Genomic DNA, 13,611 nt, shown 5'->3' with positions numbered 1-13,611 from the left:
AGCGTTCGTCCTGAGCCAGGATCAAACTCTCCATGAATGTTTACCGGTAATCCGGTGCACACGCACGAAAGAGCGGGTCAGCCACGGTCGGAATATGACCGACTGACCACAACGTCCTCGCTGTGTTTGTTGCCTGCCAGTGCCCGAAGGCCCGACAGGTCTTTTTCAAAGGAACCTCATCCACCGGAGTGGACGGGGTATCAACTTCTGGCGTTGATTTTTGGCACGCTGTTGAGTTCTCAAGGAACGGACGCTTCCTTTGTACTCACCCTCTCGGGCTTTCCTCCGGGCTTTCGTTCTTGCGATTCAGACTCTATCAGAGTCTTTCTCGCTTGCTTTCCAGGTCCTTCGCTTTCGCGCTTTCCCTTTCCGGCGGTTCCGACTCTATCAGATCCTTTCGGGCCTGACTCCCAGTCAGTGGGATTCGCTTTCCGGACCGTTGGGCCCTTCCGGCGAGTGAGACAGTAGCGGATTCCTTGCCCCCGAAGCCAATCGGCGGCCGCGTCCTGGAACGCGGATTCCTCATTCGCAAATACGCATGAAAACGAGACGACAGAGTGCGTCGTTCGTTCGAATGAGTAGTGCGGGATGGCTGTCCGGGGACCGACCGCAGTCGGCAGCTCACTTCGGACAACTCGAAGAACCTTACGGACCTGGAACAGACGTGTCAACCTCTGGCGGGCGATCCTGCAAACCTCATGCGCTCCTCGTCCCCCCGGGGCTACGCTGCCTCCCATGACCACGCATGCACCCAAGCTCAGCCTTCGTTGGTGGCCCGCCTGACGGCGGCCGACCATCCACGCGAGCACGCATGCGCTCACGGCCGCCGCTACGGCGGCCGTTTCTGTTTCTCCCCCTCACGGGAGTGGCTCGGTCGCCCGGCGCGGCGGTTCCGACACCACACCGCAGGACATGAGGGAGAGACAGGACATGACGAGGATCTTCAGCGGGATCACCCCGTCCGGGCACCTGACGCTGGGCAACTACCTGGGAGCCATGCGGCAGTGGGTCGCCGCCGAGCACGCGCCCTCGGACTCACTGTTCTGCGTCGTGGACCTGCACGCCCTGACCACGGAGCACGATCCCGCCCGGCTGCGGCGGCTCAGCCGGCAGGTGGCGACGCTGTTCCTCTCCGCCGGACTGGATCCGCAGCGGTGCACCCTCTTCGTCCAGAGCCACGTCGCCGAGCACACCCGGCTGTCCTACCTGCTGGAGTGCACCGCCACCGACGGGGAGCTCCGGCGGATGATCCAGTACCGGGAGAAGGCGGCGAAGGCGGAGGCGGCCGGTCACGGCGTGCGGCTGTCGCTGCTGACGTATCCCGTGCTGATGGCCGCCGACATCCTGGCCTACGCGGCGGACGAGGTGCCCGTGGGTGAGGACCAGCGCCAGCACGTGGAGCTGACCCGGGACCTGGCGGTGCGGTTCAACCAGCGGTACGGGCAGACCTTCACCGTGCCCAAGGTGACGCTGCCCGCCGTGGGCGCGCGGGTCATGGACCTCCAGGACCCGACCTCGAAGATGGGCAAGTCCAGTGAGAACGGCTCCGGCATCGTCTATCTGCTCGACGAGCCGGCGGTGATCACCAAGAAGGTGATGCGGGCCGTGACCGACAGCGGCGACGGCGGGGTGGTCTACGACCGGGCCGCGCGTCCCGGGGTGGCGAACCTGCTGGACATCCTGGCCGCCTGTACGGGAGGGGACCCGGAGAAGCTGGCCGGGGGCTACGAGCAGTACGGGCCGCTGAAGCGGGACGTGGCGGAGGCAGTGGTGGAGCTGTTGCGGCCGCTGCGGGAGCGGCACGCCGGGCTGGCGGCCGATCCGGGCGAGGTGGAGCGGGTGCTGCGGGACGGGGCCGCGCGGGCGCGGGACATCGCGCGGCCGGTGGTGGACCGGGCGTACGAGGCCATCGGGCTGCTGGCTCCGTGAGGGAGGGAGGCGCCCCCGCCACGGGGGCGCCCTCCGTCCGTCAGCTGTTGCCGGAGGCGAGTTCGCGGCTGCGGTCGCGGGCCGCTTCGAGGGCGGCGATGAGGGCCGCCCGTACGCCGTGCTTCTCCAGCTCGACGATGGCGTTGATCGTCGTACCGGCCGGGGAGGTGACGGCCTCGCGGAGCTTGACGGGGTGTTCGCCGCTGTCGCGGAGCATGACGGCGGCGCCGATGGCGGCCTGGACGATGAGGTCGTGGGCCTGGGCGCGGGGCAGGCCCAGCAGGATGCCCGCGTCGGTCATGGCCTCGACGAGGAAGTAGAAGTAGGCGGGGCCGGAGCCGGAGAGGGCGGTGGCCGCGTCCTGCTGGGACTCGGGGACGCGCAGGGTCTTGCCGACGCCGCCGAAGATCTCCTCGGCGTGGGCGAGGTGCTCGGCGGTGGCGTGGCTGCCGGCCGAGATGACGGACATGGCCTCGTCGACGAGGGCCGGGGTGTTCGTCATGACGCGGACGACGGGGGTGCCGGGGGCCAGCCGCTCCTCGAAGAAGGCGGTGGGGATGCCGGCGGCGCCGCTGATGACGAGGCGGTCGGCGGGGACGTGGGGGGCGAGCTCTTCGAGGAGCTTGCCCATGTCCTGCGGCTTGACGGTGAGGATGAGGGTGTCGGCGCGCTTGGCGGCTTCGGCGTTGCTGACGGCCTCGACGCCGTAGCGGGTGTGGAGCTCGGCGGCGCGCTCGGGGCGCCGGGCGGTGACGAGCAGCTTGGCCGCCGGCCAGCCGCCGCGGATCATCCCGCTGAGCAGGGCCTCGCCGATCTTGCCGGTACCGAGGACTGCGACTGTCTGGGTCATGCCCGATTCACCTCGCCGAACGAACGTGGAGACGTACGCCCTCATCCTTGCATCCGTCCACGGGGTGGTGAGGGGGTGTCCGCTCCGTGGTCAGGGCGTGCGGCGGCGGAGGGTGGCGGCGCCGAGGGCGAGGACGAGCAGGGCGCAGGCGGCGACGATGACGGCGTCGCGGACGAAGTCGGCGGTCATGTCGGTGTGGGTGAGGACCTGGGTCATGCCGTCGACGGCGTAGGACATGGGCAGGACGTCGGAGATGCCTTCGAGGACGGGCTGCATGGTGCCGCGCGGGGCGAAGAGTCCGCACAGGAGCAGCTGCGGGAAGATCACGGCCGGCATGAACTGGACGGCCTGGAACTCGGACGCGGCGAAGGCGGAGACGAACAGGCCGAGGGCGGTGCCGAGGAGGGCGTCGAGCAGGGCGACGAGGAGGAGCAGCCAGGGGGAGCCGACGACGTCGAGGCCGAGGAGCCAGAGGGCGAGGCCGGTGGCGAGGAGGGACTGGACGACGGCGACGGCGCCGAAGGCGAGGGCGTAGCCGGCGATGAGGTCGCCCTTGCCCAGCGGCATGGCGAGGAGGCGTTCGAGGGTGCCGGAGGTGCGTTCGCGGAGGGTGGCGATCGAGGTCACGAGGAACATCGTGATGAGGGGGAAGATGCCGAGGAGGGACGCGCCGATGCTGTCGAAGGTGCGCGGGCTGCCGTCGAAGACGTAGCGGAGCAGGGTCAGCATCAGGACGGGGACCAGCAGCATCAGGGCGATGGAGCGCGGGTCGTGGCGCAGCTGGCGCAGGACGCGGGCGGCGGTGGCGAGGGTGCGGGCGCCGTTCATCGCTGGGTCTCCCTGGTGGGTTCGTGCTGGTTCGCGTGCGCGTTCGCCTCGTCGACGAGGCGGAGGAAGGCTTCTTCGACGGTTGCGCAGTGGGTGCGGGTGCGGAGGGCTTCGGGGGTGTCCTGGGCGAGGATGCGGCCTTCGCGCATGAGGAGCAGGTCGTGGCAGCGCTCGGCCTCGTCCATGACGTGGGAGGAGACGAGGAGGGTGGTGCCGCGGGTGGCGGCGAGGTGGTGGAAGAGGTTCCACAGGTCGCGGCGCAGGACGGGGTCGAGGCCGACGGTGGGTTCGTCGAGGACGAGCAGTTCGGGGGTGCCGAGGAGGGCGACGGCGAGGGAGACGCGGCTGCGCTGGCCGCCGGAGAGGTTGCCGGCGAGGGCGGTGGTGTGGCCGGCGAGGTCGACGTCGGCGATGGCCTGGTCGACGGCGGCGCGGCGGCGGTCGGCGGCGGCGCGTCTGGGGTCGAGGACGGCGGCGAAGTAGTCGAGGTTCTGGCGGACGGTGAGGTCGTCGTAGACGGAGGGGGCCTGGGTGACGTAGCCGACGCGGGAGCGGAGCTCGGGGTGGCCGGCGGGGCGGCCGAGGACGTCGAGGGTGCCGGTGACGTGGGCCTGGGTGCCGACGACGCTGCGCATGAGGGTGGACTTGCCGCAGCCGGAGGGGCCGAGGAGGCCGGTGATGCGGCCGCGGGGGACGTCGAAGGCGATGCCGTCGAGGACGGTGCGGGGGGTGCGGCCGGTGCCGCGGCGGACGGTGAGGTCGTGGGCGTGGATGGCGGGAGGGGGCGCCTCCGGCGGGTTATTCATCATGTGATGAATAATGCTCCTGGCCGTGCCGGGGCGTCAATCGGCCGGACGGCTCGGGGTGGGGGTTACTTCTTGCGCTTGGGGCGGCGGCGGGCGGCCGGGTTGCCCGTACGGGCGGTGCGGCGGCGGGTGTATTCGGCGGCGGCGCGCTCGTACTCGGCGCGGTGCAGCTTCTCGCCGGGGGCCTCGGTGAGGCTGCGCAGGAAGTAGGCGAGGAGGGAGCCGATGAAGCCGATCGCCTTCAGGCCCTTGAGGGCGGCCTCGTCGGAGGACGGGGCGGGGCGGCGGCCGAAGGACTCCCAGGTCTTGGCGAAGGCGATGGAGCTGGCGATCGCGAACAGCACGATCACGGAGATGCTGAGGAAGGGGCCGACGTTGCCGATCTCCAGGCCCTCGTAGGCGAGGCGCAGGAGGTAGGCGCCGATGACGGCGGCGGCGAGCGAGCCGGCGGCGACGGCGGCGCGGCGCAGGGCGTAGCCGTTGTCGTGCTCCACCCAGGTGGTGCCGAAGAACCGGATCGGCTCGGGCTGCGGCCCGGCGGGCGGCTGCTCGGCGGGGGCGCTCTGGTCTCGCTGCTCTTCGCTCACAACCGCGATTATCCCCCCCGACGGGTCGACCGCCGGGGGTGTCTCACCTGGCAGAACGGGTGACCGGGCGGTTACCGGGTCAGCCGCAGCGGCCGGCGACGTAGCCGTCGGTGCCGGTGTGGACGTAGGCGTCGGAGACGAAGCGGCCGTTGCCGATGCAGTCCCAGAGGTCCGTCGTCCCGTAGGGGCCCGAGACGGTCGTACCGGGGCACTGGCAGAGGATGGTGACGGAGCCGCCGACAGGAATGGCGTCGATGATCGCGTAACCCGTACCGGGGCCACTGCGGACGTTGACGCGGTAGCCCGGGGCGGTCGGGTAGGACTGGAAGCCCGAGTCGGCGGCCGCGAGGGCCTCGATCTGGCTGGAATCGTTCTCTACGGACATATGGAATCTCCCCCCATGGGTGTTGCTCCGCGCAAGGCGCGCAGGGCAGCAAGCCCTTGGATGTTCCCATGGGCCATCGACTAGGCTCCGTCGGGGGTGGTGAGCGGTGCAGTCGCTGCGCGCGGACTACGCGGGGTTTCCGGAGTACGCCGGGCAGTACCGGCTCGAATCCGTACTCGGCTCCGGCGGCATGGGCGTCGTCCACCTGGCCGCTTCCAGCTCGGGGCTGAAACTCGCCGTCAAGGTCGTGCACGCGCAGCACGCGGTGGACCCCGAGTTCCGGGCGCGGTTCCGGCAGGAGGTCGCGGCCGCGCGGAGGGTCAGCGGCGCTTTCACCGCTCCCGTCGTCGACGCCGACCCGGATGCCGAACGGCCGTGGATGGCCACCCTGTTCATCGACGCCCCGACGCTGTCCGAGCGGGTACGCGAACGCGTGCTGGACGCCGGCGAGCTGACCCGGCTCGCGGCCGGGCTGGCGGAGGCGCTGCGGGACATCCACCGGGCCGGGGTGGTGCACCGGGACCTGAAGCCGAGCAACGTCCTGATGGCCCCGGACGGGGTGCGGGTCATCGACTTCGGCATCTCCCGCCCGTCCGACAGCGACCTGCGGACGGAGACCGGCAAGCTGATCGGGACCCCGCCGTTCATGGCCCCGGAGCAGTTCCAGCGGCCGCGGGAGGTCGGGACGGCCGCGGACGTGTTCGCGCTGGGGGCGGTGCTGGTGCACGCGGCGACCGGGCGCGGGCCCTTCGACTCCGACAGCCATTACCTCGTGGCGTACCAGGTCGTGCACAGCGAGCCCGACCTGACGGGGCTGCCGGACGCGCTCGTGCCGGTCGTGGCGCGGTGCCTGGCCAAGGATCCGGCCGAGCGGCCGACCGCCGAGGCGCTGATCGCGGAGGTGCGCGCCCTCGCGTACCCGACCGGCGAGGACACCCAGGCGTTCATACCGCAGCCCCGGAGGCCGGTGGCGGACGAGGGGATGGCGGACGAGGAGCTCACCCACCAGCGACAGCTGATCATGCCCCTGGCCGGGGACGCGCCCCCTGGGCCTCGCCCGCGCCGCCGGAAACGGGCGCTGCTGGCGGCCGGAATCGGGCTGCTGCTGGCGGCGGGAGCGGTCGGCGGCTACCTCCAGTTCGGGTCCGGTGGCGGAACTCCCGGTCAGCCCGCCGCCGAGCCGGCCGGGACGACGGGGAAGGCCTTCTCGCCGTGGACGGCGTCCCCCGGCAGCGCCCAGGTCTCCTGCACGGTCGGCCCCGGCACGGCCGGTGCGGCGGACGGCGCGGGCGGCCTCTACTGCTCGGGGCGGGGTCTGGCCGCCGCCCGTCTCGCCCTCGCCGACGGCTCACCCGGCTGGTCGGTACCCGCGAAGACCCCGGGCCAGGGCGTCACCGCCGTCGGCGCCCCGCTCCATGCGGGGGGATCGGTCCTCGTGACGGTGCCCGGCAGCGAACTGCTCCAGGCCCTGGACCCCGCCACGGGCAGGGAACGCTGGCAGCGCAGGCTGCCCGGCGGCACGCAGGTGGTGGCCGCGGGCCCGTACGCGGTCACGGTGGCGGCCGACGGGAACGTCACCGGTCTCGACGGGGCGAGCGGCGCCCAGCGCTGGAACCGGCGGATCGGCGGGACCGGATCCGTCTGGTGGGGCGGCCCCGGCGCCTCGGGCACTCCCGCGTTCTACGTGGCTTCGGCGGCCGCCGACGGCGGGTCGACGCAGCTCTCGGAGATCGACCCGGCGACCGGGTCCGTGCGCTGGCAGACCCGGGCCACGGGCAGGCTGAGGCCGGTCGGTACCGCACGCGGGACGGTGCTCCTGCTGGACAGCGACGCGACCGGCAAGGCCGGCGGCGTCGTACGCGTGGACGCGGCGACCCGTGCGGTGCGCCGGGTGCAGCTGCCGGCCCCGCTGTTCGACGCGGACGCCACCGTCGGGGCCGACGGCACCGTCTACGCCTTCGGTACCGGTGGAGGGCTCGTCTCGGTCGGTCCCGAACGGGAGCAGTGGAGGCTGGAGACGGGGGCGGCCAACGCCTCCCGGCCCGTGGCCGCGGACGGCCGGGTCTACCTGTCGGCAGGGGACGGCCGGCTCCTGGCCGTCGACGCCGCCGCCGGGCGGCTCCTCGGGCAGACCAAGCCCCGGATGGCCGCCGCCCAGGGCACCTTCAGCGCCACCCTGCCCGCACCGGTCGTCGCCGAGGGCCGGGTCTACTCCTCCGCCCCCGACGGAACGGTCTTCGCCCTGGACGCACGGAACCCCGCCGGGTGGTGAGGGCCGGAGACGCCGGACGGAGGTCCGGCGCAGCGCTCCGAAGCCCGGGGGGCGCCCCGGCGCCGAGCGGTGCGAGGAGCGCGTCGAAGAGAGGACGCACGGAACCCCGCCGGGTGGTGATGCGCCCGGCGGGGTCCGGTCGGGTTCAGCCCAGCTTCGAGACGTCGCGGACCGCGCCCTTGTCGGCGCTGGTGGCCATCGCCGCGTAGGCGCGCAGCGCCGCCGAGACCGTGCGCTCGCGGGTCTTCGGGGCGTAGACACCGCCGAGGGCCTCGTGGCGGGCGGCCAGCGTGGCCTCGTCGACCAGCAGCTCGATCGACCGGTTCGGGATGTCGATGCGGATCCGGTCGCCGTCCTCCACGACCGCGATGTTGCCGCCCGAGGCCGCCTCCGGGGAGGCGTGGCCGATGGACAGGCCCGAGGTGCCGCCGGAGAACCGGCCGTCCGTCACCAGCGCGCAGACCTTGCCCAGGCCGCGGCCCTTGAGGAAGGAGGTCGGGTAGAGCATCTCCTGCATGCCGGGGCCGCCGCGCGGGCCCTCGTAGCGGATGACGACGACGTCGCCCGGCTGGATCTCCTTGCGGAGGATCTTGTCGACGGCCTCGTCCTGCGACTCGCAGACGACGGCCGGGCCCTCGAAGGTCCAGATCGACTCGTCGACGCCGGCCGTCTTCACGACGCAGCCGTCGACCGCGATGTTGCCGCGCAGGACGGCGAGGCCGCCGTCCTTGGAGTACGCGTGCTGCACGGAGCGGATGCAGCCGCCCTCGGCGTCGAGGTCGAGGGTCTCCCAGCGCTCGGACTGGGAGAAGGCGGTGGCGGAGCGGACGCAGCCGGGGGCCGCGTGCCACAGCTCCATGGCCTCCTCGGACGCCGTGCCGGAGCGGGCGTCCCACTTCGCGAGCCAGTCCTCCAGGCCCTGGGAGTGGACGGTGGTGACGTCCTTGTTGAGGAGCCCGCCGCGGTGCAGCTCGCCGAGGATGGCGGGGATGCCGCCGGCGCGGTGCACGTCCTCCATGTAGTAGGTGCCGCCGGGGGCGACGTTCGGGGCGACCTTGGCCAGGCAGGGGACGCGGCGCGAGACGGCGTCGATGTCCTTGAGGTCGTAGTCCAGGCCCGCCTCCTGCGCGGCGGCCAGCAGGTGCAGGATCGTGTTGGTCGAGCCGCCCATGGCGATGTCCAGGGCCATGGCGTTCTCGAAGGCCTCGCGGGTGGCGATGTTGCGCGGCAGGACGGACTCGTCGCCGTCCTCGTAGTAGCGCTTGGTGATCTCCACGACCGTGCGGCCGGCGTCCTCGTACAGGGCGCGGCGGGCGGTGTGCGTGGCGAGGACGGAGCCGTTGCCGGGGAGGGCCAGGCCGATGGCCTCGGCGAGGCAGTTCATCGAGTTGGCGGTGAACATGCCGGAACACGAGCCGCAGGTCGGGCAGGCGTTCTCCTCGATGCGCAGGACGTCCGCGTCCGAGACGTTCTCGTTGGAGGCGTCGACCATGGCGTCGATCAGGTCGAGCTTGCGGACGGTGCCGTCGACGAGGGTGGCCTGGCCGGCCTCCATCGGGCCGCCGGACACGAACACGACGGGGATGTTGAGGCGCATCGCGGCCATCAGCATGCCCGGGGTGATCTTGTCGCAGTTGGAGATGCAGATCAGGGCGTCGGCGCAGTGCGCCTCGACCATGTACTCGACGCTGTCGGCGATGAGGTCGCGGGAGGGCAGGGAGTACAGCATGCCGGCGTGGCCCATGGCGATGCCGTCGTCGACGGCGATCGTGTTGAACTCGCGCGGGATGGCGCCGGCGGCGCGGATCGCGTCGGAGACGATGCGGCCGACGGGGGCCAGGTGGGTGTGGCCGGGGACGAACTCGGTGAAGGAGTTGGCGACCGCGATGATCGGCTTGCCGATGTCCTCGCTCGCTACGCCCGACGCGCGCATCAGCGCACGAGCGCCTGCCATGTTGCGGCCGTGGGTGACGGTGCGGGACCTCAGCTCGGGCATGCGGTTTCACTCCCCATGAGTGCGGCTGCGCGTACGGTCAGCCGCGACTGCGGATATGGCTCGGTTACGAGGCTACGCCCAACGCCCGCGATCCGGACACCCGGTCCGGATGCCGGGACGGCGGGGTCGCTCCTCGGTCACCCCTCCGCTCAGGCCTCGGTGAGGTAGCGCTGGAGCGTCGGGGCCACCAGCGCCACGATCTCCTCCGGGTCCACGGACGCGAGGGGCTCGATCCGGACGACGTACCGCAGGAACGCGATCCCGATCATGTGCGAGGCCGCCAGCTCGGCGCGGAACGTCGGCTCCGGCACGTCGAGGTCGGCGGCCACCCGCTCCAGCACCCGGCGCAGGATCAGGCCCCGCAGCACCTTCGCGGCCTGCTCGTGGGTGAGCGCGGAGCGGATCACGGCGAGCAGCGGGGCGCGCGTGACCGGGTTCTCCCACACCCCCAGGAAATAGCGGGCCAGCCGCTCCCCGACCCCGTCCGGGCCCTCGCCGAGGACGGCCGGGACCACCAGGGCGGGCTCCATGGTGACCTCGATGGCGGCGGCGAAGAGCTCGTCCTTGCTGCCGAAGTAGTGGTGCACCAGCGCCGGGTCCACCCCCGCCACCTTCGCGACGCCGCGCACGGAGGTCTTGTCGTAGCCGCGCTCCGCGAACACCTCGCGGGCCGCGAGGCGGATGCGCTCCTGCGTACCGGGCCCCTCCTCGGCCTCGTCCTGCCGGGGCCGCCCGGGACCGCGCCGCCGCCTGGCGGGCTCGGCGCCGCTCATCGGTGCCCGACCGCCAGATGCCGGCGGGTGAAGGCCAGCGCCTCGGCGAGATCGGCCTCGCGCTCGGCGGAGGACATGGCGCGCCGCGTGTTGACCTCGATGACGATGTGCCCGTCGAAGGAGCTGCGGGCCAGGCCGGCGAGCATCTCGGCGCAGGGCTGCGTACCGCGGCCGGGGACGAGGTGCTCGTCCTTCGCCGAGCCGTTGCCGTCGGCGAGGTGGATGTGGGCGAGCCGGTCGCCCATCCGGTCGATCATGGCGGTGGCGTCGGTGCGGGCGGTGGCGGTGTGCGACAGGTCGACGGTGAAGTGCCGGTAGTCGTCCTTGGTCACGTCCCACTCGGGCGCGTACGCGAGCATCTCGCGGTCGCGGTAGCGCCACGGGTACATGTTCTCGACGGCGAACCGCACGTCCGTCTCGTCCGCCATCCGCCAGATCCCGGTGACGAAGTCACGCGCGTACTGCCGCTGCCACCGGAACGGCGGGTGCACGACGACGGTCGACGCCCCCAGCTTCTCGGCGGCGGCCTGGGCCCGCTGGAGCTTGGTCCAGGGGTCGGTGGACCACACGCGCTGCGTGATCAGCAGGCAGGGCGCGTGCACGGCGAGGATCGGCACCTGATGGTGGTCCGACAGCCGGCGCAGGGCCTCGATGTCCTGGCTGACCGGGTCCGTCCACACCATGACCTCGACGCCGTCATAGCCGAGACGGGCGGCGATCTCGAAGGCCGTCGCCGTGGACTCCGGGTAGACGGAGGCGGTGGACAGGGCGACTTTCGGGGCACTGCTGCTCGGATTACGGACCACGGAGCCAGATTACGGTCCCCCCACCGCGACCCTGGCACACAAACCCGGTCCCGTCATACTTTTCACATCAACGCGTACGGCACCCGTCCCGGAGGCGAGTGAATCGGCCACGCACGACGGAATCGAGCAATCTGCGACGATCCGCCCCACTCCCTGCGACCGCGCCCACCATCCTGGAGCCCCTGACCAGCCGCCGGGACGGAGCAGCATGGCCCCCTTGATCCCCTTCGATGCCGTGGTCCACTACTTCGAGGAGTTCGAGCACACCGCCTGGCGGCTGGAGACCCAGCGCGCGTACGCCGTGGACCGCGCGGGCGAGCGGTGGAAACGCTGGCAGGAAGGCTCCGCCTTCGGTTACGAACCCGACGTGCCCTGGCACGCCCTCGTCCGGAAGGCCGCCGAGGCCGGCAAGCGCTTCGAGCGCGTCCGGCTCGTCGACACCCCGCCGACGGACGGCCAGCGCTACCTGCTGGCGACCGCTGCGGGGAACGTCGAGGCGGGGGAGGACATCCACGTCCTCACCCGCACCGAAGCCGTACGCCGGGGCCTGCCGGACTTCGACTTCTGGCTCTTCGACTCCCGGACGGTGGTCACGTTCGCCTTCGACGCGGACGGCAACACCCTTGGAGTACGGGTGAGCGAGAACCCTGAGACCGTCCTCGCCGCCTGCCAGACGCGCGACCTCGCCTGGCACTTCGCGATCCCGACGGCCGCGTTCAGCGCATCCATGCAGTCCGCCGTGTAAGCCGCCATCCCGAAGGACCGCCGCCCGTGCCGCAATTCACCACCCTCGCCGACCCGTGGTGCACCGACCGGCGCGAGCAGGTCGCGCTGGGCAAGAGGTTCGAACGCGTCCGGATCCTCGACGCCCCGCCGACGGAAGGACAGCGATACCTGCTCGACAACCCGCCGCAACCGCGCCGCGGGCGAGGACGTCCGCACCCTGACACGCGCAGGCGGGCGCGCTGCAGCTCCCCGACGAGGACCTGGCACCACGCGAGGACGGCATAGCCCGGCACCGCATCAGCCCTTGAGCGCGCCCACCGCCTGGGCGCGCTCACGTAGGTCGCGGACCGCGCGGACGGAGGCGTGGGGGCGGAGGCGGAGGTTCATCACCTCGAAGTGCTCGTCCCCGCGCGCCGAGGAGAGCACCTCGTACTCGTCCAGGAACCGACCCCACGACTCGCACGCCGCCTCGACGTGCCCGATCGACAGCTGCCTCTGCGCCAGCAGCCCGTACGCGTGCAGGCGGCCCTGGCGCTCCTGCGCCGGCTGGACCCGGATCGATTCCCGCAGCGTACGGACCGACCCAGGGACGTCCTTGGTCTCGTTCAGCACGTGCGCAACGTGGAACAGGTACGCCGTCCTGTCGTACCCGCCCACCGACTCCCGCCGGTCGTCGGCCCGGGCGAGCGCCTCCTCGGCCTCCCGCAGCCGGGCGAAGGCCTGCCGCTTGTCGCCCACCATCGCCGCGCCATGCGCCTGCTGCCCGCGCAGGAACGCAACCAAGCGAGGACCGGCGGCGGGGGCGGCCTCGGCCGCCGAGTCCGCGAGCTCCAGGGCCCGGCGGCCGTAGCCGAGGTTGGAGGCCTGGAGGGACATCCCGCGCAGGGTGCGGCAGTACGTGACGTGGTCCTCCGCCTCCCCGGCGAGCTTGAGCGCGGACACGTAGTAGTCCTGCCCCAGCCGGTGTTGGCGCTCGTACATCGCCATCCACCCGGTGAGGTAGACGAGGTCGGAGGCGGCCGCGAGCAGACTCCGCCGCACCGGCGCCGCGGCCTCGGCCTTGAGCCACGGCCCGACCGTATTGACGAGGAAGGCCGCCGCCATCGGCCGCGCGTGCCCGGCACCGAGCTCGTCGAGGATGTCGGCGATCCTGTCCGTCATCGCCGCCACGGCGTCCACCTGCGCCTGCCCGACCCTCGTCGTCGCCTTGCCGGGCCTTATCGGCTCGGGGCTGTCGGCCCGCGCCAGGGTCGGGAAGAGGGGGATGGCGAGGGCTGCGGAGAAGACACCCGCCGCGATCACCCGCCGCCGCGAGGGGTCCATGTCGGCCCGCCCCAACTCGACCAGTTCTCGAACGGAGTCCTCGTCCCCCGCTGCCCCCGGCGGCATGAGTCCGGCCTCGGCGTAGGTGACCGGCCGGGCCAGCTTCCGCTCGAACGCCTCGATGATCAGAGCCCTGACCCGGGGCCGCGGCTGGTGGCCCGCCACCCACTGGGACACGGCGGGCTGCCCATACGTGAGGACGAGCCCGGCCTCCGCGCCGACGCGGTTGACGATCGAGGCGAACTGGCTTCTCGACCATCCGGCCTGCTCAAGGAGGGTGCTCAGACCGGTGTTGGGTGTACGTGAGCGTCGAGCCATGACAACTCCCCA

The 13,611-nt window shown here is 72.0% G+C and carries 12 protein-coding genes and 1 pseudogene; 4 read left to right on the top strand and 9 right to left on the bottom strand.

What is annotated here, in order from left to right:
- The first annotated feature begins 930 nt into the window (after positions 1–930).
- Positions 931–1,929 (top strand): tryptophan--tRNA ligase, encoded by a 999-nt coding sequence (trpS, locus tag AB0F18_RS20985; protein WP_362062826.1) that lies wholly within the window; start codon positions 931–933, stop codon positions 1,927–1,929.
- Between the two features lie 40 nt (positions 1,930–1,969).
- Here trpS and proC read toward each other — a convergent pair whose 3' ends face one another.
- From proC to AB0F18_RS20960, 5 genes are all read right to left on the bottom strand, one after another.
- The gene (proC, locus tag AB0F18_RS20980) at positions 1,970–2,779 is read right to left on the bottom strand and encodes a pyrroline-5-carboxylate reductase (protein WP_079427930.1); all 810 of its coding nucleotides are present in this window, start codon (positions 2,777–2,779) and stop codon (positions 1,970–1,972) included.
- Between the two features lie 90 nt (positions 2,780–2,869).
- Positions 2,870–3,607 (bottom strand): ABC transporter permease, encoded by a 738-nt coding sequence (locus AB0F18_RS20975; protein ID WP_362062824.1) that lies wholly within the window; start codon positions 3,605–3,607, stop codon positions 2,870–2,872.
- Positions 3,604–4,416 carry an ABC transporter ATP-binding protein gene (locus AB0F18_RS20970; protein WP_362062822.1) on the bottom strand — a complete coding sequence of 271 codons (813 nt, stop codon included), beginning with the start codon at positions 4,414–4,416 and terminating at the stop codon, positions 3,604–3,606. Before AB0F18_RS20970 ends, AB0F18_RS20975 begins: the two co-directional genes overlap by 4 nt.
- A gap of 62 nt (positions 4,417–4,478) precedes the next feature.
- On the bottom strand, positions 4,479–5,000 hold the full coding sequence (locus AB0F18_RS20965; protein WP_362062820.1) for a hypothetical protein: 522 nt from the start codon (positions 4,998–5,000) through the stop codon (positions 4,479–4,481).
- Between the two features lie 79 nt (positions 5,001–5,079).
- Complete coding sequence (locus AB0F18_RS20960) at positions 5,080–5,385, bottom strand: peptidase (protein ID WP_362062818.1); 306 nt, start codon at positions 5,383–5,385, stop codon at positions 5,080–5,082.
- 106 nt (positions 5,386–5,491) lie between these two features.
- Between AB0F18_RS20960 and AB0F18_RS20955 the strand changes: the two genes are divergently transcribed.
- Positions 5,492–7,657: a serine/threonine-protein kinase gene (locus AB0F18_RS20955; RefSeq protein WP_362062816.1), complete on the top strand. Its 2,166-nt coding sequence runs from the start codon at positions 5,492–5,494 to the stop codon at positions 7,655–7,657.
- A gap of 145 nt (positions 7,658–7,802) precedes the next feature.
- On the opposite strand, the gene ilvD is transcribed toward AB0F18_RS20955, so the two are convergent.
- The 3 genes from ilvD to AB0F18_RS20940 all read right to left on the bottom strand — a co-directional run bounded on the left by ilvD (position 7,803) and on the right by AB0F18_RS20940 (position 11,232).
- Positions 7,803–9,653 carry a dihydroxy-acid dehydratase gene (gene ilvD, locus AB0F18_RS20950; protein ID WP_362062814.1) on the bottom strand — a complete coding sequence of 617 codons (1,851 nt, stop codon included), beginning with the start codon at positions 9,651–9,653 and terminating at the stop codon, positions 7,803–7,805.
- A 149-nt stretch (positions 9,654–9,802) separates the two neighbouring features.
- The gene (locus AB0F18_RS20945; protein ID WP_362062812.1) at positions 9,803–10,426 is read right to left on the bottom strand and encodes a TetR family transcriptional regulator; all 624 of its coding nucleotides are present in this window, start codon (positions 10,424–10,426) and stop codon (positions 9,803–9,805) included.
- On the bottom strand, positions 10,423–11,232 hold the full coding sequence (locus AB0F18_RS20940; RefSeq protein ID WP_362062810.1) for a sugar phosphate isomerase/epimerase: 810 nt from the start codon (positions 11,230–11,232) through the stop codon (positions 10,423–10,425). Before AB0F18_RS20940 ends, AB0F18_RS20945 begins: the two co-directional genes overlap by 4 nt.
- A gap of 208 nt (positions 11,233–11,440) precedes the next feature.
- Here AB0F18_RS20940 and AB0F18_RS20935 point away from each other — a divergent pair, with 208 nt between their 5' ends.
- Positions 11,441–11,977: a DUF6879 family protein gene (locus tag AB0F18_RS20935; protein WP_362062808.1), complete on the top strand. Its 537-nt coding sequence runs from the start codon at positions 11,441–11,443 to the stop codon at positions 11,975–11,977.
- A gap of 56 nt (positions 11,978–12,033) precedes the next feature.
- A pseudogene (locus AB0F18_RS20930) lies at positions 12,034–12,187 on the top strand (DUF6879 family protein); the annotation flags it as partial.
- 68 nt (positions 12,188–12,255) lie between these two features.
- On the opposite strand, the gene AB0F18_RS20925 reads toward AB0F18_RS20930, so the two are convergent.
- Positions 12,256–13,599: a hypothetical protein gene (locus AB0F18_RS20925; protein WP_362062806.1), complete on the bottom strand. Its 1,344-nt coding sequence runs from the start codon at positions 13,597–13,599 to the stop codon at positions 12,256–12,258.
- Between the last annotated feature and the right edge of the window lie 12 nt (positions 13,600–13,611).

The sequence above is a fragment of the Streptomyces sp. NPDC029216 genome, from assembly GCF_040648015.1.
Classification (GTDB): Bacteria; Actinomycetota; Actinomycetes; order Streptomycetales; family Streptomycetaceae; genus Streptomyces.
This window is presented reverse-complemented; position numbering and strand designations above follow the sequence as displayed.